Below are 19,552 nucleotides of genomic sequence, written 5' to 3'. Positions count from 1 at the left end.
ACCCCGCGGTGGTGCGCAGCCCGGAGGCCCGGGCCGGAGCATGCCGGCCCGGGTCCGTCGACGCGGCGGACGACGGGGCGGGATCGGGAACAGCAGCGGCGGGGGCCGCGAAGAGAGGCTCCTGGCAGTCGGCCGGACCTCCTGCGCGCTCCCCCGCCGCCTCGACGGAGCCGCTCAGCGCTTGTGCACCGCCACCAGATCGCACACGAAGATGAGCGACTCGCCGGGGGCGATCACCGGAGGGGCGCCCTGGTCGCCATAGGCGAGAGAGGCGGGGATCTCCAGCCGGCGACGACCGCCCACCTTCATGCCCTGCACGCCCTGGTCCCAGCCGGTGATGACCTGGCCCACGCCGAGCTGGAAGCGCAGCGGCTCGCCGCGGTCCCAGGAGGCGTCGAACTGCTCACCGGTGGAATGGGAGACGCCCACGTAGTGCACGTCGACCACGTCGCCGCGGCCCGCCTCCTCACCGTCGCCGACGATCTCGTCGGTGCTGACCAGCTCGGTCGGGGCGGGGCCCTCGGGGTGGTCGATCTCGGGCTTGCTGCGGTCGGTCATTCGGGGTTCCTCCTGTGGTGGATGGATCAGGTCCGAGGCCAGTCTGCCGTGCTCGGACGCTCGGGTGTGCTCGGCCGGTCGGGTGCTCTCAGTCCGTCACGTGCGCCGCGTCCAGGACGTCGATGACGAAGATCAAGGTCTCGCCGGCGAGGTCCCCCTGGTCGCCGTAGGCCTCCTCCGCGGGGATCACGAGCATCACCTGCGAGCCGACCGGCAGCTCGAGCAGGTTCTCGTCCCAGCCCTGGATGACCTGCCCCTCGCCCTGCACGAAGCCGAAGGGGGCGCCACGGTCCCAGGAGGAGTCGAACTGCTCGCCATCGGACCACTTCCAGCCGGTGTAGTGCATGGTGAGATAGTCGCCGGCGCGCGTCTCGTCCCCGGAGCCGAGGATCAGCTCCTCGCGCACGGTCGAGGTGGGCGGATCGCCGTCGGGAGCGGCCTCGAGGCTCGGGGCGCCGTTCTCGTCGAGGGTGACGGCGGGAAAGTCACCCGAGGGGTCGCCGTCCTCGCCGTCCGCCCGCAGCGGGGAGACGACGCGGTCCACGTCGCCGACCTGGATCAAGGAGCGGGCCTGGCCCGCGGTGTCCTGCTGCCAGCCCGTCATCACGAAGCGGGAGCCGACGGGCACGGAGGTGAGGAAGGTGAAGGCGGCGTCGCCGACCCCGTCCGCGGTGACCTGCACGCCGCCTGCGGGGGCGCCCTGCCACCAGGACTGGAGGGTCTCGCCGCTGCTCGCGTCGACGTAGAGGCTGCGCCAGATCACGGTATCGCCCTCGGCGATGGACTCGCCCTCGCCGGGGGTGACGATCTCCGCCTGGGCGGCAGTGACCTCGAGCGGGGCGCTGAACTCGACCGTGGGCTCGGAGCCGAGGTCGTCGCTGACGGTGACCGAGGCCAGCGCATCGCCGCCCCCGCCGTCCGACGCACCGCCGCCGTCGGAGGCACCGCCCCCAGTCCCCTCGTCGTCGGTGCAGGCGGCGAGGCCGATCGCGGCGGTCGCGGCGAGGGCGGTGGTCAGCATCGTGCGGCGGCGGATCACGTCAGGGCCTTTCGGGTCGGCTGCCCCGGTTCAGGGCACGGGACCAGGGTACGGGGCCTCCGCTGGGCGGATGCCGGGGGTGGGGTGAGCGCGCGGACGCGCTCAGGCGAAGGGCGCCGGATCGGGACGGCCCCCGGCGCTGCGGCCGACGGACCGGATCTCGGCCAGCAGCGCATCGACGGCGGGCAGCTCGGTCGCGAAGGGGTCCAGGACCTGCACCGGCATGGCTCCGGCGCGGGTCAGCCGCAGCGTGGTCCAGTCCACGACGTGGTCCACGCCGTACTCCTGGGCCGCGGCCACCACCAGTCCCCGCAGGTGCGCACGGGTGGTGCTCGGAGCGGTGGTGCGGGCGGACTCGATGCGCTCCTCGGGCAGCGTCCGCGGCGCCAGTCCGCGGCGCTGCAGGGCGTGGAAGACGCTCTGCGAGGGATCGATGTCGTGGTACGCGAGGTCGAGGCGCTCGATCGCGGGATCGGCCAGATCCACCCCGCGACGCTCGGTGACCTGCTGGAACAGACGCTCCTTGATCGCCCAGTCCAGGTGGGTCGCGGCCCACGACCGGTCCCCGGTGCGCACCGCGTCGATGCCACGCTGCCAGGTCTCCAGCACCGTCCGCTCGGACTCCTCCGCGAGGTCGGTGACGTGGTCGAGCCAGCGCTGCTGGACCTCGATCGCGCTCGTGGTGCCGCCGTTGCGGGTGGGGACGGCGGCGGTTCCGGTGAGGTCGCGGGCCACGGCCCGGATCGCGGCGATGTCATCGTGCAGCGTGAGCTCGGGCAGGCCGCGGCCGGACTCGATGGCGCGCAGCACCAGATCGGTGGTCGCGAAGCGCAGGTGGGTGGACACCTCGCTCATCGTCGAGTCGCCGACGATCACGTGGAGCCGACGGAACCGGGTGGGATCGCCGTGCGGCTCGTCGCGGGTGTTGATGATCGGACGGGTGCGGGTGGTGGCCGAGGAGACGGCCTCCCACATGTGGTCGCTGCGGCGCGAGAAGACGAACCGCGCCCCCTCCTCGTCGCGCACCACTCCCCCGGCGCCGGTGATGATCTGCCGTGTGACCAGGAACGGGAGCAGGTAGCGCGGCAGGCGGGTGAACTCGCCGCGTCGGTCCACGAGGAAGTTCTCGTGGGAGCCGAAGGCGTTGCCGGCCGAGTCCACGTTGTTCTTCAGCAGATGGATGCGCGCGTCCTGGCCGTCCGCGGCCAGGCGCTCGTTCGCCTGGGAGACCAGGTCCGCGAAGATCCGCTCCCCGGCCCGGTCCTGGGCGACCAGCTCCCACCAGTCGTCGCACTCGGCAGTCGCGTACTCGGGGTGCGAGCCGACGTCGAGGTACAGGCGCGCGGCGTTGCGCAGGAACACGTTCGAGGAGCGGCCCATGGCCACGACCGGGCGGAACAGCTCCCGCGCGGCCGCCTCGGGCTCGAGCGCGCGCGAGCCGTCGGCCCGCACGCACACCAGTCCGAACTCGGTCTCCAGACCTCCGACGCGACGCCTCATCGGCTCACTGGCCGCCCTTCTGCACGAAGGAGCGCACGAAGGTCTCGGCATTGGACTCGAGCACCGAGTCGATCTCGTCGAGCAGATCGTCCGCCCCCTGGGCGGAGGCGAACGTCTGCCCACCGGTGACGGCCTCGGGGTCCTGCTCGTCGTCGGGCCCGCTGCCGGGGGCGTTCAGGGACTGCTGGGACATGGGTGGGTCCTCCTCACTGTGCGGTGACGGCTCGGCGCAGGGCGTCGAGGATCGTCGTGGGGTCGTCGGCGGGATCGATGCCGTGCTGCAGGCACCAGGCGGCGGAGCCCAGGCGCGGGTCCGCGAGCCGGAGCCGGTGCCCGCCCTCGGGCCCGGCCAGGGTGATCGCGTCCCATCCCGCCGAGGGGACGTGGGCGCCCTGCGCGGCGATCAGGCCGCCCCGCAGATGGGCACGGGTGCTGGTGGGGGCGCTGCGCACGGCCTCGTCGACCTCGTCCTGGGTGACCAGGGTGCGCACCCGGCCGGCGGCGCGGAGCTTCTCGAACAGGCCGCGGCCGGGTCGCAGGTCGGAGTACTGCAGGTCGACCATGGTCAGGCGCGGATCGCCCCACTCCAGGCCGTGGCGCTCCCGGTAGCGTTCGAGCAGGGTCAGCTTGGCGACCCACTCGACCCGGTCGGCGGCGAGCATCGGATCCTGCGCCAGCAGGTCCAGGATCTCGCCCCAGGCATCGAGCACCTCGGCGGTCTCCGCGTCCTCCCGGTCCGCCGCCGCGGCCAGTGCCTCCAGGAGGGCGCGCTGGATGTCGAGGGCCGTCAGCTCGCGACCGTCCACCAGCGGCACCGTGGCGCGCAGGCTCGGATCGTGACTGAACGCGCGCACCGCCGCGACCGGGTCGGCCAGGCGGAGGTCGGGCAGGATCGGGCGACCGGTGCGGTGCTCGGCCTCGAGCGCGGCGAGGACCAGGGAGGTGGTGCCGAGCTTGAGGAACGTGGACTCCTCGAGCAGGTTCGCGTCCCCGACGATCAGGTGCAGGCGACGGAAGCGGCTCGGGTCGGAGTGCGGCTCGTCGCGCGTGTTGACGATGGGGCGGTTCAGGGTGGTCTCGAGGCCCACCTCGGCCTCCATGAAGTCCGCGCGCGAGGAGAGCTGGAAACCCGGCTCCTGGCCGCGGATGCCGATCCCCACCCGTCCCGCACCGACCAGCACCTGGCGGCTGGCGAGGAAGGGCAGCAGCGCGGCGACCACGCGGTCGAAGGGCACGGCCCGATCCACCAGGTAGTTCTCGTGGGTGCCGTAGGAGGCGCCCTTGCCGTCGGTGTTGTTCTTGTACAGCGCGACCTCGGGGATCCCCTCGGCCGCGGACAGCAGCGCCATCGCCCGGCGGGCGATCTCCTCGCCGGCGCGATCGGCCACCACGGCCTCGCGGGCCCGCAGCACCTCGGGAGCCGAGTACTCGGGGTGGGCATGGTCGACGTACCAGCGGGCACCGTTGCGCAGCACCGCGTTGCCGATCGAGCGCTGCGCCGCCCAGGCGAGCACCTCGGCGTCGTCCCCCTCCGGGGCGACCTCGGGGCCGGCCAGCGGCGCGTCCATCTCGACGCTGGGAACATGCGCGTCGTGCACCTCGTCGGTGAGCTGGGAGGGGTGCGCCGCCGCGCGCTGCAGCTCGAAGCCGCGGGCGTCGCGCAGCGGGGTCTCGTCGCCGTAGTCCCAGCGGACCCGGCGTCCGCGCTCCCCCTCCAGGGGATCGAGCAGGGCGTAGGCGCCCACCACGAGGTGGGAGAGGAGGATCGAGCTGCCGGCGCCCGAGCGGGCGCGGTCCTCGAGGTCGGCGTGGACCACGCCGAACTCGGTCTCGATGCCCATGACCCGTTCGGTGGTCAGGGCGGCTGCGGCCGGAGGAGTCGGCGCAGAGGGGGTCGGCGCAGAGGGGGTCGGCGCCGAGGGAGCGGGCGGGGTCATGCGGTCACCTCCGCGGCGCTCCCGGCGTCGGCCCCGGGATCAGCCTCGGAGTCGGAGTCGGCGCCCTGGGTCCGACCCTGCAGAGGAACGATCGCATCGACGCGCCGCCGGCCTCCGCCGGGCAGTCCGGTGACCCGGGCCCAGTCCTCCGGATGCGCGACCGAGGGCAGGTCCTCGTTCTCGACGAACTCCGCGGTGATGGCGTCGTGCAGATGCTGCGTCCCGACCCCGATGTCACCCGTGGCCAGCTGGTCCTTGACGGCGAGCTTCTTCGCCCGGTCCACGATGTTGCGCAGGGTGGCACCGGAGACGAAGTCGCGGAAGTGCAGGGTGTCGGCGCCGCCGTCGGAGTACTCGACCCGCACGAAGGCCGAGGCGGGGCCGCCGTCGTAGATCTCGGCCGTGGCGAGGTCCAGCAGGTGCTCGCGCTCCTCGCGCACGGGCACCGTCCCGTCGAGGTAGAGGCTGAGGATCTCGCGACCGGCGCGGGCGTTGGGGCGGCGCACGCGGATCTTCACGTCCAGGCGGCCGGGCCGCAGGATCGCCGGGTCGATCATGTCCTCGCGGTTGGAGGCACCGATGACGATCACGTTGTCGAGGCCTTCCACACCGTCGATCTCGGCCAGCAGCTGCGGCACGATCGTGGTCTCGACGTCGCTGGACAGGCCCGTGCCGCGGGTGCGGAACAGCGCCTCCATCTCGTCGAAGAAGATCACCACCGGGTGGTCGGCCGCGGCCTTCTCGCGGGCGCGCTCGAAGACCAGGCGGATCGAGCGCTCCGTCTCGCCGACGTACTTGTTCAGCAGCTCGGGGCCCTTGACGTTGAGGAAGGCCGAGTTCTCGAGCGCCTCGGCGACGCTCACGCCGCGCACCTCCGCGCTGCGCAGCACGAGCTCGTGCGCGACGGCCTTGGCGATCATCGTCTTGCCGCAGCCGGGCGGGCCGTAGAGCAGCACGCCCTGCGGAGGCCGCAGGCCGTAGGTGCGGTACAGGTCCTGCTGCAGGAACGGCAGCTCGACGGCGTCGCGGATCGCCTCGATCTGCTCGCCGAGCCCGCCGATCTGCTCGAAGGCGACGTCGGGAACCTGCTCGAGCACGAGGTCGGTGATCTCGGCGCGGTCGATCCGCTCGAGCACCAGCTGGGACTTGAGGTCCACGAGCACGTGGTCCCCGGGGTGCAGCTGCTCCTCGGTGAGGGTGCCGGCGCGGCGCAGCACCCGGGTGTCGTCCGGCGCCACGGCCACCAGCACGCGGGAGTCGGCGAGGGCCTCGACCACGGGCACCACGCTGCCCGAGTCCCCGGGCGGCACCGCCTCCACGGCGGCGAGGGACTCGTTCAGCCGCAGCTCGTCCCCCGGGCGCAGCGCCTCGAGGTCCAGGCTCGCCGAGGTCGCGACCCGCAGCCGACGACCGTTGTGCAGCACGTCGATCGTGGATCCCTCGCTGCGGCGCAGGAAGGTCGCGTAGGAGTTCGGCGGGTCGCCCACCCGCTCCAGGTCGCTCTTGAGCTCGACGATCTGTGCCCGGGCGGAGCGCAGCCCGCTCACCAGGCGCTCGTTGTGGGCCGCGAGCTTCTCGAGCTCCGCGGTCATCTCGGCATAGGTCTTCATGGTCATCGCGTGTCCTTCCCGGGCCCCGCTCAGCGGTCTCGGCCCTGACGGATGTCGCGCAGCGCCCGCTTGAGCTTGCGCGGTGCGACGCCCCGCTCGCCCACGTCCTGGGCGGTCCAGTCGGAGTCCGAACCGCCGAAGCCGTCGTTGTCGGGGTGGTTGACCTCCTCCTCGGCGCGGGAGCCCGGGGCCGGGCGCGTCGCCCGGGTGAGGGCCTGCTGCCCGTGGGCGGTGCGGCGCGCGGTGAGGAGGAAGCCGGTGTGGGCGTTCATCCGGTGCTCGGGGCGCACCGCGAGCCCCTCGAGGTGCCAGGGGCGCACGAAGGACTCCCAGGCATAGGGCTCCGTGAACTCCCCGTGCTTCCGCAGCGCCTCCGCGGTGCGGGAGAGCTGGGTGACGGTGGCGACGTAGGCGAGGTACACCCCGCCGGAGACGAGCACCTCGGCGGCGGCGTCCACGCACTCCCACGGAGCGAGCATGTCCAGCACCACGCGGTCCACGGACGGCTCGTCGGGCGAGAGGGTCGGGGCGAGGTCCTGGAAGTCGCCGACGGAGAGCTGCCAGGCGGGATGGGGGGCGCCGAAGAAGGTCTCGACGTTCTCGCGGGCGACCTCGGCGAAGTCCTCCCGACGCTCGATGGAGTGGACGGAGCCCTCGGGGCCGACGGCGCGCAGCAGCGCGGTGGTCAGCCCGCCGGATCCGACGCCGGCCTCGAGCACACGGGCGCCGGGGAAGATGTCCCCCCACATGAGGATCTGCGCGGAGTCCTTGGGGTAGATGATCGCCGCGCCGCGCGGCATCGAGAGCATGTAGTCGGCGTACAGCGGCCGCAGCGCCTGGTACCGGGTGCCGCGGCTGTCCTCGACGACCACCCCGTCCTCGGCATCGACCAGCTGGTCGTGCCGGAGCACTCCGCGATGGGTGTGGAACTCACCGCCGGGCTTGAGCGTGATGGTGTGCAGGCGGTTCTTGGAGTCGGCCAGCTGGACCTTGTCGCCCAGGGCGAAGGGGCCGGTGCGATCCAGGCCGCGGCGGGGCGCGCGGGGCGCGGGGCCCTGGCCCGCGTCGGGGGCGGCGGGCGGCGGCTGATCAGTCATGCCGTCCAGCATATGGCCTGCCACCGGGGTCCGACCGTGATGTTCACCCTGCGCGATCGGTGCTCCGCTCAGCGTCCGCGCAGGAGTGCGTTGACGTCGGCGCTCAGGAGCACCCCACGGGCGGAGCCGTCCTCGTCGAGCACGAGATAGGCGGGGGCCGGACGGGCGAGCATCGTCTCGATCAGCGCGTCGCCCTGCAGGGTCGCGGGGATGGGCACGACGTCGCCGAGGGATCCGGCGACGGCCTGCGCCGGGGTGGAGGGGCGGTGCTGCGGCGGGACCGACGCCGCCGCCGCGGGATCGATCCGGTACGCGCGGCCGACGGTCCCCTGCCGCGCCGCCTGCTGATCCAGGATCAGCACGTCACCGAGCTCCGCGGCGGGACCGAGCTCCGCGAGGACGGTGCCGGGTGGGACGATCCGCAGCGGAGCCGCCAGAGCGGCGGCGTCCAGGGTGCGGATGCGGCCCTGCACCGCCGCGCCGGCCAGGGCACGGGAGGCCCCCTGCCAGAGCATCCCCGCGATGAGCATCGCCCACACCAACGTCAGCAGCGAGAACCCGCCGGCGCCGCCCGCGCGCAGGATCAGCCACAGCGGGTAGAGCACCACGGCCACGGCGATGCCCCGGCCGATCCAGGCGGTGATCCGGGTGCCCAGCTCGGGATCGCGCAGCCAGGCCCCCAGCAGGGACTCCAGCGCGCGACCCCCGTCCATCGGCAGGCCGGGAAGCAGGTTGAACACGGCCAGGGCGATGTTCAGCCACGAGCTCACCGAGAGGAAGACCGCCACCGAGGAGCCCTCCGAGCTGAGCTGCGCCGCCGCCGTGGCCAGGGCGGCCAGCAGCCCGTTCGCCGCCGGCCCCGCGAGCGAGACGAGCACGGAGCCGACCGCGGACATCCGCCGGGCGGTGTACTGGGTGTGGCCGCCCCACAGGGTCAGGGCGATGTGGTCGACGGTGGCGCCGAAGGCGCGGGCGACCAGGGCATGGGCGGTCTCGTGCACGAGCACGGAGACGATCATGAACAGGCCGATCCCGATCGCGAGGACCACGACGGCGGTCGGCTCGGCGCCACCGCGGGCGAGCGCGGGGTACATCAGCACCGCGAGCAGGAGCACGGTCACGAGGGTGCCGGGGCTGATCTGCAGCGGCGGCAGGGAGCCGACGCGCAGCGTGGGGCTCGTCATCTCAGCTCTCCTCCCCCTCGGGGCACAGGCTCCCCAGGACAGGCCGAGGATAGCGGCTGCACCTGGTCCTCGCCCGAGCGCCCGGCGAGAGGTGGCGCACCACGTCGGCGGGGACCGCGGGCGAGGTGTCGGAGCCTATGATGGAACGATGAGTCGAATCGCCATCACGGCTTTCAGCGGATGGAACGATGCCGGCGACGCTGCCACCGGGGTGATCGAGCACCTGCACGAGGTCTGGCCCTCGCGGGCCGTCGGCTCGGTGGACGCCGAGGAGTTCATCGACTTCCAGGTCAATCGGCCCGAGATCCGCACCACCGAGGAGGGGCTGCGGGTGATCGACTGGCCCGACACCCAGCTGCGCCTGGTCACGCCACCGCGGGGGCCCGAGATCGTCACGGTCATGGGCCCCGAGCCGTCCGTGCACTGGAAGCGCTTCTGCGACGAGGTGCTCGAGCAGCTGCAGCTCCTCGACGTCAGCTCGGTGATCGCGCTGGGGGCGCTGCTGGCCGACTCCCCGCACACCAGGCCGCTCCCGGTCTCCGCGCAGGTCGAGCCGGTGCCCGCCCAGGCCGTCGAGGACGGCGACCTGTACTCGGGCCCCATCGGGGTGCCGACGATCCTCGCCCGCCGCACCGCGAGCGCGGGGCTGCGCACCACCAGCATCTGGGTGCAGGTCCCGCACTACGTCTCCCAGAACTCCTCGCCCAAGGCCGTGCTGGGTCTGATGCGCGAGGTGCAGGAGGTCGTGAGCGCACCGATCCCTCTCGAGGACCTGATCGAGGAGGCGGAGGCGTGGGAGCGCGGGGTGGACGAGCTGGCCCGCACGGACGAGGACGTGGCCGATTACGTGCGGCGGCTGGAGCAGGCGCAGGACGCCGCCGGCCTCCCCGAGGCCAGCGGCGACGCGATCGCCAAGGAGTTCGAGCAGTTCCTGCGCCGGCGCCGCGAGGCGGACTGACGCCGGGCGGGAGCCGCGCGGTCAGCTCGTGAGGGCGATGCCGAAGAGGGCGTCGACGGCGGCGGGCACGTCCCCGGGCGCGTCCTGCCAGCCCGCCGGGTCGGCCTCCGTCGAGCCCGTGGTCCCCTCCCCCGATGACGCCCAGGCATCGAGCGCCGCGAGCGCGCTCGCGGTGTCGAGGTCGTCGCGCAGGGCGGCGCGCAGCGCAGCGACCGTCCGCGGATGGTGCCCCCTGCGCCGAGCCGCCGCGCGGTAGACCTCCAGCCGGACGGCGGCGGTCTCGAGCTCGTCGTCGGACCACTCCCAGTCGGAGCGGTAGTGGTGGGCCATCAGCACCAGCCGGATGGCCATCGGGTCCACCCCGTCGCGCACCAGACGGTGCACGAACACGAGGTTGCCCAGGGACTTGCTCATCTTCTCGCCCTCGTGGCCGACCATCCCGCTGTGCGTGTAGGCGGTCGCGAAGGGGCGGCCGAGCGCGACGGAGTGGGCGGCGCTGAGGTCGTGATGGGGGAAGATCAGGTCGCTGCCCCCGGCCTGGACGTCGAAGGGCAGGCCGAGCCCCTCCTCGGCGATGCACACGCACTCCACGTGCCAGCCGGGTCGGCCGCGTCCCAGCGCCCCGGCCTCCCACGCCGGCTCGCCCTCGCGCTCCGCGCGCCACAGCAGCGGATCGAAGCGGCCCCGCTTGCCCTCCCGATCGGGGTCTCCCCCGCGATCGGCGAACACCTCGAGCATCTGCGCCTCGTTCCAGCCGGAGACGTCGCCGAGGGCGCCGTCGACGGAGAGATCGAGGTACCAGTCGTCCCCCGCGGCGTCCGCGGTCGGGACCGTGTAGGCACGGCCGCGCTCACGCAGAGCGGAGACCACGGCGATGATCTCGTCCATCGCCTCGCTCACCGAGCGATAGGTCTCAGGGGCGATCACCCGCAGCGCCTCCATGTCCTCGGCGAACAGCGCGACCTGGGAGGCGGTGAGCTCCTGCCAGTCCACGCCGTCGCGGTCGGCGCGCTCGAGCAGCGGGTCGTCGACATCCGTGACGTTCTGCGCCATCTCGACCTCGTACCCGGTGTCGTGCAGCGCACGGCGCATGAGGTCCGCGGCGTGATACGTCGCCGCATGGCCGAGATGCGTGGCGTCATAGGGGGTGATCCCGCACACGTACAGACGTGCCCGGCCCGGGACCGACGGGATCACGGGGGCGATCCGGCCGGTCCGGGTGTCATGCAGCCTCAGCGGGACTCCGGAGGCGGGCAGCGGGCGGAGCGAGGGAGAAGTCCAAGATTGCACCACGCGATCATACGATCCGCGAGCGGTGCCCGGGTCAGGCGCCGCCCAGCGGGTCGACCGCGCCGAACCAGAGCAGGGCGAGCAGCAGCAGGCCGGCCACGACGCGGTAGACGACGAACATCAGGTACGAGCGGTTCTCGATGATCCGCATGAACCAGACGATCACCGCGTAGCCGACGGCGAAGGCGACCAGCGTCGCCACCGCCATCGCGACGAGGGAGGGCTCTCCGGCGGCCGCCGCGGAGGCGCGCCCGTCGGCCGTCAGCAGCACCGGGACCTCCTTGGCGGCCTTGTAGAGGCCGGAGGCGAACACGGCGGGGACGGCGAGCAGGAAGGCATAGCGCGCGGCGGCCTTGCGGGTGTACCCCATCAGCAGGCCGGCGGTGATCGTGCCGCCGGAGCGCGAGACGCCCGGGATCAGGGCGAGCGCCTGGGCGAGACCGAACAGGATGCCGTCGCGCACGGTGAGCTGGGTGAGCTCCTTGCGCTGGGGGGCGAAGCGGTCCGCGACGCCCAGCAGCAGCCCGAAGAGGATCAGCATCGTGGCGGTGATGTACAGGTTGCGCAGGCTGTGATCGATCTGGTCCTCGAAGAGGAGACCGAGGACGCCGATCGGGATCGAGCCCAGGATCACCAGCCAGCCCATGCGCACATCAGGATCGGAGTGCGGGACCTTGCCCGCGAGCGCCCGGAACCACTTGCCGATGATGCGGGTGATGTCGTTCCAGAAGTAGATCAGCACGGCCGTCTCCGTGCCCAGCTGGATGATGGCGGTGAAGGCCGCCCCCGGGTCCTGCCCGGGGTCCAGGAGCTCGCCGACCACGCGCACGTGGGCGCTGGAGGAGATCGGGAGGAACTCGGTCAGGCCCTGGACCAGACCCAGGATCACCGCCTCGATGAACGACATGAACTCTCCTCGAACGACTCAGGGGGACGGGCCCGCCCGCTGCGGGTGCCGTCAGCGCCCGGGGCCCCCGACAGAGTACGCGGCGCCGGGCCCGGGGCCCGGCGCCGCGCAGCGGAGCAGTGGTGAAGAGTACGTGGACGTCCGGAGCAGGGACGCCGCGAGGAGGGTCGTGCCCGAGGACGGCCGCGACGAGCTGGGATCAGCGACCCGAGGAGTCGCCCTCGTCGCTGTCGTCGCCCTCCTCGTCGTAGTCGTCCTCGTCGTCGTCGAAGTCCTCGTCGTCCTCGTCGTCGAAGTCGTCGAGATCGTCGAAGTCGTCCTCGTCGTCATCGTCCTCGTCGCCGTCGAAGACGATCAGCGGGGTGGCGATGTCGTAGGCGTCGAAGAGGGCGTCGTCATAGGCGTCGAAGGCCGTGGAGAGCTGCTCGGTGGCGGCGTCCAGGGCGGGGTCGTCGTCACCCCGCGAGGCGGCGGCCGCCTCGTAGTGTCGTTCGAGGGCAGCGATCAGCGCAGCGAGAGCGGAGCGAGGATCCGAGTTCATGCTTGGACCGTACCTCGTCCGACGGCACAATGGACAGTGGATCGGCGCACCTCGAGGTCACGAATCAGGACATGGCGCGGGACGCCGCTCCCGCGCCGTCCGCCCCTTCCCCTGCACCGGTCCCCGTCGCAGGTCATCGAGCTCAGGAGGATTCCGTTGATCCGACCTCGCACCGCCCTCGTCGCCGGCGTCCAGCACGTGAGCGATCCGCGCGCATGGCGCGATCTCCCCGTCGAGCGCGGACGCCGCGCGGAGGACTACGAGTACCAGATCATCACCGTCCCCCGCGGCGCCTCCGTGGGGCAGGTCCGCGCCGAGCTGGCCGAGCAGGCGGAGTACGGGCGCTGGGAGCACGCGCGCACCCGGCTCTACCTCGGCGGCGGCCGCAAGGTCTGGATGCGCCGCCGCATCATCCGGGTGCAGTCGACCCTCTGACCGGTCCCGGGCGGAGCCCGCCCGGCCGTTCCTCCCGGGGGCACGCCGCCCTGGCGTCCCGAGCCCCCCGTTCGTCCACATCCTTCCGCTCCCGCCTCCCGGGAGCGCGGACTTCTGGTGCAATGGCGAGGTGCCCGAGATCTCGCCGCTCCTGATCGCCGTGCTGCTGGTGGTGTACCTGCCGCCCGCCGTGGTGCTCGCCTGGGTGGACGGGAGGGAGCACCGGCTGCCCAATCGCTGGGTCGGCGGACTCACCGCGGGGGTCGGACTCGCGCTGCTGGCGCTCGCGGTGGGGGTGCCCGCGCTGCGCCCGGCGCTGGTGACGGCGGCGGTGCTCGCGGTGGTGCTGGGGCTCGGCGCGGTCCTGGTGGCCCTGGTGGCCCCGTCGGCGCTGGGGATGGGGGATGCGAAGACGCTGCCGGTGGTGGTCCTGATGGCGGGCGCGCTCGGGGGCGAGGTGCTCATCGCCTCCCTGCTCGGGATCGCCCTGCTCGCGGGCGCGGTCGGCACGGTCGTGGTGGTGGTGAGCCGGCGCGCCGGGGCGCGCTTCGCCCTCGGCCCCGTGCTGCTGGCCGGGCCGTTCCTGGGTTTGCTCGGAGCACCCCTGGTGCGCGGCGCCCTGGGCATCGGCTGACGTCCCGCGCCCCGTTCCCCGAGGTCTGCTCCCCGCACCGATTCAGCGCCTGGTGCCGGCGCTCCGCTGGCGAGCGATCTCGTACAGGGCGATCGACCCGGCGACCGAGGCGTTGAGGGAGGAGGCGGTGCCGCCCATCGGGATCTCCGCCCTCACGTCGGAGGCCTCCCGCCAGCCGGCGCTCAGGCCCACGGTCTCGTTGCCGACCACCACCAGGGTGGGACCGGAGAGGTCCTCCGCGGCGAGCTCGTGACCTCCCGTCTCGTCCAGGCCGAGCACGGTCCACTGCTCGCCCAGCGCGCGCCGGCCCTCGATCCAGTCGAGCACCTCGCGGTGGGAGGACAGCCGCAGCACGGGCATCGCGAAGATCGACCCGGTGCTGGCGCGGATCGAGGCGGGGTCCCAGGCGTCGGCGCTGTGTCCGGTGATCAGAAGCGCCTGGCCGCCGAGGGCATCCACGGACCGGGCCAGGGAGCCGATGTTGCCCGGCCCGGAAGGACGGTCGAACACGACGACCACCGCATCGGCCGACGGGTCGATCCGGTCCAGGTCGTCGGAGGGGACAGCGGCCACGGCGAGCAGCTCCGGGCTCCCCTCCTCCCGCTCGCCCAGCTCTGCCATCAGCTCGGGGGCGAGCACGACCACCGGCGCCGCGCACCTCTCGAGCAGCTCGCGCGCCCAGCGGGAGGGCTCGGCGCGTCCGTCGGACAGCAGGGCCCGGATCTCCACCCCCTGGGCGATCGCCCGGGTGAGCGGGCGCACGCCCTGGATGATCATCTCCCCGCTGCGGGTGCGCTTGGTGCGATTGGTGAGCAGGGCCTGCCACTGCTGGAACAGGGCGTTGCGCCGCTCGAGACGGGCGGGAAGGGACGGCGCGCCCGCGCGGCCCGGCCCGGAGGAGCCGCGGCTCATGCCCCGGCCCCGTCGTACCCGAGCTGACGCCAGGCCTCGTAGACCGCGATCGAGACGGCGTTGGCCAGGTTGAGCGAGCGTCGCGCGGGGAGCATCGGGATCCGCACCCGGGAGGTGATCCGGGGATGGTCCATGACCTCCTCCGGCAGCCCGGTGGGCTCGGTCCCGAACAGCAGCACGTCGTCCCTGCGGTACGCGATGCTGTCGAAGGTCACCTCGGTGCGGGAGGAGAAGGCGAAGACCCGCGCCTCCGGCACGGCGGCCAGGGCCTGCTCGATGCCGGGGTGGATCCTGACGTCGGCGAGGTCGTGGTAGTCCAGGCCCGCGCGCCGCAGCTTCGCGTCCTCGAGGTCGAAGCCGAGCGGTTCGACGAGGTGGAGACGGGCGCCGGTCACGGCGGAGAGCCGGATCGCATTGCCGGTGTTCCCGGCGATCGCCGGTTCGTGGAGGAAGACGTGGACCATGTCCGCGATTCTCCCACGCACCCCTCGCAGGAGGGAGGTCGGCGTCCGGGGGTCCGGTCCCCCCGCCGGGCCCAGCTCACCACTGCTCGACCAGCTCGATCCGCTCGGCGCGCAGCGCCGCCCGCCAGCCCGGGTCCCGCAGCAGCTCCGCCTCGAGCACCCTCTCCCCCGGCACCTCGGCACCCGCTGCGGAGGGATGCAGGAACAGCTCGCTGGTGCCCTCGGGGAGCCGACGCAGCCGTCCGCTCAGCTGCGCGCGCAGCGGCCCGACGCCCTCCTGCGTCGGCGCGGCGGGCTGCGCGGTGAGGATCGACGCGGGCAGGGCCACCCCCAGCTCGTCGGCGAGGCGCACGGCCGCGTGATGCCTCCTCGCAGTCTCCTCGGGCATGGGGTCCAGGCTCGGTGTGAGAGGGCGACGGGGCAGGCGGAACCCGAGCCCGTTGTCCGCGCACCACCGCAGCACCGTGACCAGCAGCCGATCGTCGCCCCGTCGGAGCCCGTACAGGGTCCCGGCGTGCGAGTCCGCCGTCTGCGGCCGCAGCCCGAGCGCGTGCACCTGCGCCAGCTGCGCGTCGAGCTCGACGCGCAGCTCCCCGGGGTCCAGCGCGAGCTCCGCTCCGTGCGGGTCCTCGCGCAGCAGGCCCCGGGCGTCCCGCAGGCTCGTCCCGGGGCTCAGCGGCCGCCAGCGGTGCGGGCCGCGATCACTGGTCACGGCGAGGTGCAGGTGCGGCTGGAGGCCGACGGCCCGGGCCGCCGCCGCGGCCTCGGCGGTGTGCGGCGTGACCGCGAGGAGCGACGCGCTCGTGACTGAGCCGTCGGCGAGGAGGGACAGGACGGTCGCGGTGCCGTCGCGGTCGCGGCCCAGATCGTCCGCGGTGATGACCAGCCGGCGGGTCATCACGGACTCCGCGGCGGGGGCACGCGGAGGAACCGGGCCGCGATCGCCCCGACCGTGCACAGCACGAACGGGTAGACGCACAGATAGACGCGGAAGGCCTGCTCCGGCCGCGCGCCCGGATCCTCGCCCGAGTAGTACCCGAACAGCAGGCCGAGCGAGGCGAGGGCGGCTCCGGTGACCGCGCCGTTGAGGCGTCCGAAGGCGCCGAAGGCGGAGAGGAACAGCCCTTCCCGGTGCACGCCGTGCCGCGCGGCGTCGAGGTCGAGCACTCGGGCGACGACCAGGTCGTTGGTCGCCATCATCCCGGCCCAGCCCAGTCCCAGCAGCGCACCCGCTCCGAGCGCGGCGGGCAGGGACCCGGCGAAGTACATCGGCACGAAGGAGACGGCGAGCACGAGGAAGGCGATCCTCCAGGTGCGCAGAGCGCCGATCCGGGTGATCAGGCGCAGCCAGAGGAAGAGGCCGCCCGCGGCCACCAGGATCACCACGCCCTGCAGGAAGAAGGCGTGGGCCACCGGCAGGCCGAGCGTGTAGCGGACGTAGAGCTGCACCCCGGACAGCACGATCGCGAGCGAGATCCCGTAGCAGGCGCTGATGAGCCCGACGGCCCAGAAGAGCGGGTTGCGCAGGATCTGGACCACTGCGGGCACGAGGCGCGGCCGGTGCGCGTCGGCGTGGCGCGGGTCCTCCCGCACCCCGAGCGCCATGAACGAGATGACCGCCACCGCGAGGACCCCGTAGAGGATCGCGGTGAGGGTGAACCCGCCGGTGCTCCGCTCTCCCCCCAGCAGCGAGGTGGTCAGCACGGGGGTCAGGGCGAGAGAGATGATCATCGCCACCAGCTGGAACGCCTGTCGCAGCACGTTGGCGAGACCTCGTCGACGCTCGGTCGGGAAGAGCTCGGGCAGCAGCGCGCCGTAGTTGGCGTTCAGCATCGAGTCGAACAGCTCGCAGAGGATCGCGAACATCGCGAACCAGAGCACGAGGGAGAGCCCCTCGAGCGCCGACGGCGGACTGAACAGCGCGATCATCGAGGCTGCGAGCAGAGGCGCGCCGATCAGCAGCCAGGGCCGGCGACGTCCGAAGCGGGTGCGGGTGCGATCGGACAGGAAGCCCAGCACCGGGTTGTCGATCGCGTCGATGATGGCGTACACCGCCATCACCGCCGCATAGGCGCGCACGTCCATCCCCAGGATGTCGACGTAGAACAGCACGATCGAGCCCTTGATCATGGTGATCGGGATCGATGTGCCGAACATCCCCAGCGCATAGCGCCACGGGGCGGTCCGCTCCGGGCCCGCCCCGGAGTTCACGCGGCCGACCTCCCCGGTGTCGACCGCAGCGGGCTCCTCGGAGCGCACGGTCTCAGAGCACCAGGAACAGTGTGCCGGCGATGAGGAACCCGATCACGGACTCGAGGGTCTGCTGCACCGTCCAGGTGCGCAGAGTGGTGGCGACGTCCATATTCAGCAGGCGTCCCACCAGCCAGAAGCCGGAGTCGTTGACGTGGGAGGCGAACACGGAGCCCGCGGCGGTCGCGACGGTGATCGCCGCGATCTGCCCCACGGAATAGTCGCCCGCTGCGACCGCGGGCGCCATGAGGCCGGCGGCGGTCACGAGCGCGACGGTGGCCGATCCCTGGGCCAGGCGCATGACCACGGCGATCACGTAGGCGGCGAGGATCACCGGCAGGCCCAGATCGTCCAGCGTCTGAGAGAGCGCGTCGCCGATGCCGGAGGAGCGCAGCACCCCGCCGAACATGCCGCCGGCACCGGTGATCAGGACCACCGAGCAGATGGGGCCCAGGGAGGAGTCCACGATCTTCTCCAGCGCGGTCCCGTTCTCGCCGCGACGGAAGCCGAGCACCACGAGGGCGACGAGCACCGAGATGAGCAGCGCGACGGGCGAGGAGCCGAGGGTGCTCAGCACGCCGAACCAGGTCGCCTCCTCGCTGACCGTGCCGGCGGCGCGCAGGAAGTCCAGCCCGGTGTTGAGGAAAATCAGAGCCATGGGCAGCAGGAGCACCGCGATGACGGTGCCGACGGCCGGCGGGTTCGAGACCTCCTCGTCCGAGTCGGCGCCGAAGAGCGCGTCGGCGGCGACCGTGAAGGGGAAGCGCTTCGCGGTGAAGCGGCCCCAGAGCACGCCGGTGAGGTAGAAGGTGGGCAGCGCGCAGACGAGGCCGATGGCGAGCACCAGTCCGAGGTTCGCACCGTAGAGCTCGGCCGCGGTCACCGGGCCCGGGTGCGGCGGGACGAACACGTGCATGACGGAGAAGGCGACGGCTGCCGGCATCGCATAGAGCAGCACCGGCCCGCCCAGTCGCGCCGCGACCGCGAAGATGATCGGGAGCATCACCACGAGTCCCGCGTCGAAGAACATCGGGAAGCCCATGAACAGCGAGGCCACGCCGAGCGCCAGAGGTGCGCGGCGCTCGCCGAAGAGGCGGATCATCGTGTCGGCCAGCACGGCCGCGCCGCCCGAGTTCTCGATGAGCTTGCCGAGCATCGCGCCGAGGCCCACCAGCAGCGCGACGCTGGCCAGGGTGCCGCCGAAGCCGTCGAGCAGCACGTCGACGATCGCACCGCTCGGTATGCCTGTCGCGAAGGCGGTGAGGAGGCTGACCAGCACCAGTGTGAGGAAGGCGTGGAGCTTGAACCTGATGACGAGAAGGAGGATGAGGGCGATGGCGCCCGCCGCGATCAGCAGCAGCGGGAGCGCGCCGAGCGACTGTGTCCAGCCGTCGATCTCCATGGGGACTCCTGGGAGGGTGAGGGGGTCAAGGGCGAGGGATGACGTGCGAGAGATGAGGTGCGAGAGGTCCGGGGTGGGAGTCATCCTGCCATCGGCGGCCGGGGCCGCGCTCGATGGAGCCTCGTCGGCGGAGGCTGAGCATCCTCTCCGCACCGCTCCGGGACGACGAAGAACCCCGATCCACGGAGTGGATCGGGGTTCTCATCGCGTGTCCGAGGGGGGACTTGAACCCCCACGCCCTAAAACGGGCACTAGCACCTCAAGCTAGCGCGTCTACCAATTCCGCCACCCGGACAGGTGATCGCTGCGGCGACGAGGAAACATTAGCACGCACGCTGCGGGCGACTGTTCCGAAAGAGGCTCTGCCAGCAGGAACGTGAAGACAATCACGCCGGGACGTCGACCCGGGCATCGCGCATGACCGCGCGCAGCAGCCCCAGCACGGCGTCGATCCGCGCGGCGAGGGGCGCCGAGGCGGAGTCGTCCAGCCGTTCGGCGAGGTCCTGGAGCGCCGCCGCGCAGAGCACGGTCATGGTCGGATCCGGGCGGTCCAGGGAGCCGGGGGCCCATGTGCCCATGGTCCCCAGCAGCGACTCGAGCTCGTCGGCCGCGGCGCGTCGGCCCGGCGTGAGCAGCTCGACCCGGGCGCGGGTGGCGAGAGCGGTGCACCGGCGCAGGAGCGAGGTGGTGGTCTCCGGATCGAGGAGGGCCGTCGACGGTTCGGCGGGGAGGCGCCCGGCGTCCTGCCCGGGACCGGAGGGGGTGACGGCTCTCGTCGCGACTCCGTCGTCCGCGCGTCGGTCCAGCTCCATGGGTGGCTCCCTCGTGCTCGAT

The 19,552-nt window shown here is 72.7% G+C and carries 20 protein-coding genes and 1 tRNA gene; 3 read left to right on the top strand and 18 right to left on the bottom strand.

Features of this window, described 5'->3' with window-relative positions; all coding sequences use genetic code 11:
• Positions 1-174: 174 nt before the first annotated feature.
• The 8 genes from ACT3SP_RS02930 to ACT3SP_RS02895 all read right to left on the bottom strand — a co-directional run bounded on the left by ACT3SP_RS02930 (position 175) and on the right by ACT3SP_RS02895 (position 8,925).
• The gene (locus ACT3SP_RS02930; RefSeq protein ID WP_444585736.1) at positions 175-558 is read right to left on the bottom strand and encodes an FKBP-type peptidyl-prolyl cis-trans isomerase; all 384 of its coding nucleotides are present in this window, start codon (positions 556-558) and stop codon (positions 175-177) included.
• A gap of 88 nt (positions 559-646) precedes the next feature.
• Complete coding sequence (locus ACT3SP_RS02925; RefSeq protein WP_444585735.1) at positions 647-1,597, bottom strand: FKBP-type peptidyl-prolyl cis-trans isomerase; 951 nt, start codon at positions 1,595-1,597, stop codon at positions 647-649.
• Positions 1,598-1,699: 102 nt separating this feature from the next.
• Complete coding sequence (gene pafA, locus ACT3SP_RS02920) at positions 1,700-3,097, bottom strand: Pup--protein ligase (RefSeq protein WP_444585734.1); 1,398 nt, start codon at positions 3,095-3,097, stop codon at positions 1,700-1,702.
• A 4-nt stretch (positions 3,098-3,101) separates the two neighbouring features.
• Positions 3,102-3,290 carry a ubiquitin-like protein Pup gene (locus ACT3SP_RS02915; protein ID WP_444585733.1) on the bottom strand — a complete coding sequence of 63 codons (189 nt, stop codon included), beginning with the start codon at positions 3,288-3,290 and terminating at the stop codon, positions 3,102-3,104.
• 13 nt (positions 3,291-3,303) lie between these two features.
• On the bottom strand, positions 3,304-4,938 hold the full coding sequence (gene dop / locus ACT3SP_RS02910; RefSeq protein ID WP_444585919.1) for a depupylase/deamidase Dop: 1,635 nt from the start codon (positions 4,936-4,938) through the stop codon (positions 3,304-3,306).
• 92 nt (positions 4,939-5,030) lie between these two features.
• Positions 5,031-6,644: a proteasome ATPase gene (gene arc / locus ACT3SP_RS02905; protein ID WP_444585918.1), complete on the bottom strand. Its 1,614-nt coding sequence runs from the start codon at positions 6,642-6,644 to the stop codon at positions 5,031-5,033.
• Between the two features lie 29 nt (positions 6,645-6,673).
• Complete coding sequence (locus ACT3SP_RS02900; protein ID WP_444585732.1) at positions 6,674-7,741, bottom strand: tRNA (adenine-N1)-methyltransferase; 1,068 nt, start codon at positions 7,739-7,741, stop codon at positions 6,674-6,676.
• A 68-nt stretch (positions 7,742-7,809) separates the two neighbouring features.
• Entirely contained in the window at positions 7,810-8,925 is a 1,116-nt protein-coding gene (locus ACT3SP_RS02895; RefSeq protein ID WP_444585731.1) for a site-2 protease family protein, read from the bottom strand.
• 148 nt (positions 8,926-9,073) lie between these two features.
• Between ACT3SP_RS02895 and ACT3SP_RS02890 the strand changes: the two genes are divergently transcribed.
• Positions 9,074-9,883, top strand: a complete 810-nt coding sequence (locus ACT3SP_RS02890; RefSeq protein ID WP_444585730.1) for a PAC2 family protein — start codon at positions 9,074-9,076, stop codon at positions 9,881-9,883.
• 21 nt (positions 9,884-9,904) lie between these two features.
• Here the strand turns inward: ACT3SP_RS02890 and mshC are convergent, their stop codons facing one another.
• From mshC to ACT3SP_RS02875, 3 genes are all read right to left on the bottom strand, one after another.
• On the bottom strand, positions 9,905-11,173 hold the full coding sequence (mshC, locus tag ACT3SP_RS02885) for a cysteine--1-D-myo-inosityl 2-amino-2-deoxy-alpha-D-glucopyranoside ligase (protein ID WP_444585729.1): 1,269 nt from the start codon (positions 11,171-11,173) through the stop codon (positions 9,905-9,907).
• 34 nt (positions 11,174-11,207) lie between these two features.
• Complete coding sequence (locus tag ACT3SP_RS02880) at positions 11,208-12,080, bottom strand: undecaprenyl-diphosphate phosphatase (RefSeq protein WP_444585728.1); 873 nt, start codon at positions 12,078-12,080, stop codon at positions 11,208-11,210.
• Between the two features lie 199 nt (positions 12,081-12,279).
• A complete protein-coding gene (locus ACT3SP_RS02875; RefSeq protein ID WP_444585727.1) occupies positions 12,280-12,621 on the bottom strand; it encodes a DNA primase in 342 nt (113 codons plus the stop codon).
• A 156-nt stretch (positions 12,622-12,777) separates the two neighbouring features.
• Between ACT3SP_RS02875 and ACT3SP_RS02870 the strand changes: the two genes are divergently transcribed.
• Entirely contained in the window at positions 12,778-13,056 is a 279-nt protein-coding gene (locus tag ACT3SP_RS02870) for a DUF5703 family protein (protein WP_444585726.1), read from the top strand.
• Positions 13,057-13,186: 130 nt separating this feature from the next.
• On the top strand, positions 13,187-13,690 hold the full coding sequence (locus ACT3SP_RS02865) for a hypothetical protein (RefSeq protein ID WP_444585725.1): 504 nt from the start codon (positions 13,187-13,189) through the stop codon (positions 13,688-13,690).
• A gap of 42 nt (positions 13,691-13,732) precedes the next feature.
• Here the strand turns inward: ACT3SP_RS02865 and ACT3SP_RS02860 are convergent, their stop codons facing one another.
• The 7 genes from ACT3SP_RS02860 to ACT3SP_RS02830 all read right to left on the bottom strand — a co-directional run bounded on the left by ACT3SP_RS02860 (position 13,733) and on the right by ACT3SP_RS02830 (position 19,530).
• The gene (locus ACT3SP_RS02860; RefSeq protein WP_444585724.1) at positions 13,733-14,602 is read right to left on the bottom strand and encodes a TrmH family RNA methyltransferase; all 870 of its coding nucleotides are present in this window, start codon (positions 14,600-14,602) and stop codon (positions 13,733-13,735) included.
• Positions 14,599-15,066 carry a tRNA (cytidine(34)-2'-O)-methyltransferase gene (locus ACT3SP_RS02855; RefSeq protein WP_444585723.1) on the bottom strand — a complete coding sequence of 156 codons (468 nt, stop codon included), beginning with the start codon at positions 15,064-15,066 and terminating at the stop codon, positions 14,599-14,601. The genes ACT3SP_RS02860 and ACT3SP_RS02855 overlap by 4 nt, the downstream gene beginning before the upstream one ends.
• A gap of 76 nt (positions 15,067-15,142) precedes the next feature.
• Positions 15,143-15,964, bottom strand: coding sequence for a ChbG/HpnK family deacetylase (locus tag ACT3SP_RS02850; RefSeq protein WP_444585722.1), 822 nt, complete (start codon positions 15,962-15,964; stop codon positions 15,143-15,145).
• Complete coding sequence (locus ACT3SP_RS02845) at positions 15,964-17,325, bottom strand: MFS transporter (RefSeq protein ID WP_444585721.1); 1,362 nt, start codon at positions 17,323-17,325, stop codon at positions 15,964-15,966. Before ACT3SP_RS02845 ends, ACT3SP_RS02850 begins: the two co-directional genes overlap by 1 nt.
• 4 nt (positions 17,326-17,329) lie before the next feature.
• Positions 17,330-18,718, bottom strand: a complete 1,389-nt coding sequence (locus ACT3SP_RS02840; protein WP_444585720.1) for a GntP family permease — start codon at positions 18,716-18,718, stop codon at positions 17,330-17,332.
• A gap of 209 nt (positions 18,719-18,927) precedes the next feature.
• A tRNA-Leu gene (locus ACT3SP_RS02835) sits at positions 18,928-19,013 on the bottom strand.
• Between the two features lie 91 nt (positions 19,014-19,104).
• On the bottom strand, positions 19,105-19,530 hold the full coding sequence (locus ACT3SP_RS02830; protein ID WP_444585719.1) for a hypothetical protein: 426 nt from the start codon (positions 19,528-19,530) through the stop codon (positions 19,105-19,107).
• Between the last annotated feature and the right edge of the window lie 22 nt (positions 19,531-19,552).

Origin of the sequence: Brachybacterium sp. AOP43-C2-M15, from assembly GCF_052446295.1 — a bacterium.
Classification (GTDB): Bacteria; Actinomycetota; Actinomycetes; order Actinomycetales; family Dermabacteraceae; genus Brachybacterium.
Note: the sequence above shows the minus strand (reverse complement) of the source record. Positions and strands in the feature narration are given on the sequence as shown.

What these genes read in the sequence shown, in the direction of transcription:
- ACT3SP_RS02855 (WP_444585723.1), bottom strand. Translation starts at nt 15,066, where the DNA reads ATGGTCCACGTCTTCCTCCACGAACCGGCGATCGCCGGGAACACCGGC.
- pafA (WP_444585734.1), bottom strand. Translation starts at nt 3,097, where the DNA reads ATGAGGCGTCGCGTCGGAGGTCTGGAGACCGAGTTCGGACTGGTGTGC.
- arc (WP_444585918.1), bottom strand. Translation starts at nt 6,644, where the DNA reads ATGAAGACCTATGCCGAGATGACCGCGGAGCTCGAGAAGCTCGCGGCC.
- dop (WP_444585919.1), bottom strand. Translation starts at nt 4,938, where the DNA reads ATGGGCATCGAGACCGAGTTCGGCGTGGTCCACGCCGACCTCGAGGAC.
- ACT3SP_RS02890 (WP_444585730.1), top strand. Translation starts at nt 9,074, where the DNA reads ATGAGTCGAATCGCCATCACGGCTTTCAGCGGATGGAACGATGCCGGC.
- ACT3SP_RS02895 (WP_444585731.1), bottom strand. Translation starts at nt 8,925, where the DNA reads ATGACGAGCCCCACGCTGCGCGTCGGCTCCCTGCCGCCGCTGCAGATC.
- ACT3SP_RS02875 (WP_444585727.1), bottom strand. Translation starts at nt 12,621, where the DNA reads ATGAACTCGGATCCTCGCTCCGCTCTCGCTGCGCTGATCGCTGCCCTC.
- ACT3SP_RS02840 (WP_444585720.1), bottom strand. Translation starts at nt 18,718, where the DNA reads ATGGAGATCGACGGCTGGACACAGTCGCTCGGCGCGCTCCCGCTGCTG.
- ACT3SP_RS02915 (WP_444585733.1), bottom strand. Translation starts at nt 3,290, where the DNA reads ATGTCCCAGCAGTCCCTGAACGCCCCCGGCAGCGGGCCCGACGACGAG.
- ACT3SP_RS02900 (WP_444585732.1), bottom strand. Translation starts at nt 7,741, where the DNA reads ATGACTGATCAGCCGCCGCCCGCCGCCCCCGACGCGGGCCAGGGCCCC.
- ACT3SP_RS02930 (WP_444585736.1), bottom strand. Translation starts at nt 558, where the DNA reads ATGACCGACCGCAGCAAGCCCGAGATCGACCACCCCGAGGGCCCCGCC.
- ACT3SP_RS02850 (WP_444585722.1), bottom strand. Translation starts at nt 15,964, where the DNA reads ATGACCCGCCGGCTGGTCATCACCGCGGACGATCTGGGCCGCGACCGC.
- ACT3SP_RS02880 (WP_444585728.1), bottom strand. Translation starts at nt 12,080, where the DNA reads ATGTCGTTCATCGAGGCGGTGATCCTGGGTCTGGTCCAGGGCCTGACC.
- ACT3SP_RS02860 (WP_444585724.1), bottom strand. Translation starts at nt 14,602, where the DNA reads ATGAGCCGCGGCTCCTCCGGGCCGGGCCGCGCGGGCGCGCCGTCCCTT.
- ACT3SP_RS02830 (WP_444585719.1), bottom strand. Translation starts at nt 19,530, where the DNA reads ATGGAGCTGGACCGACGCGCGGACGACGGAGTCGCGACGAGAGCCGTC.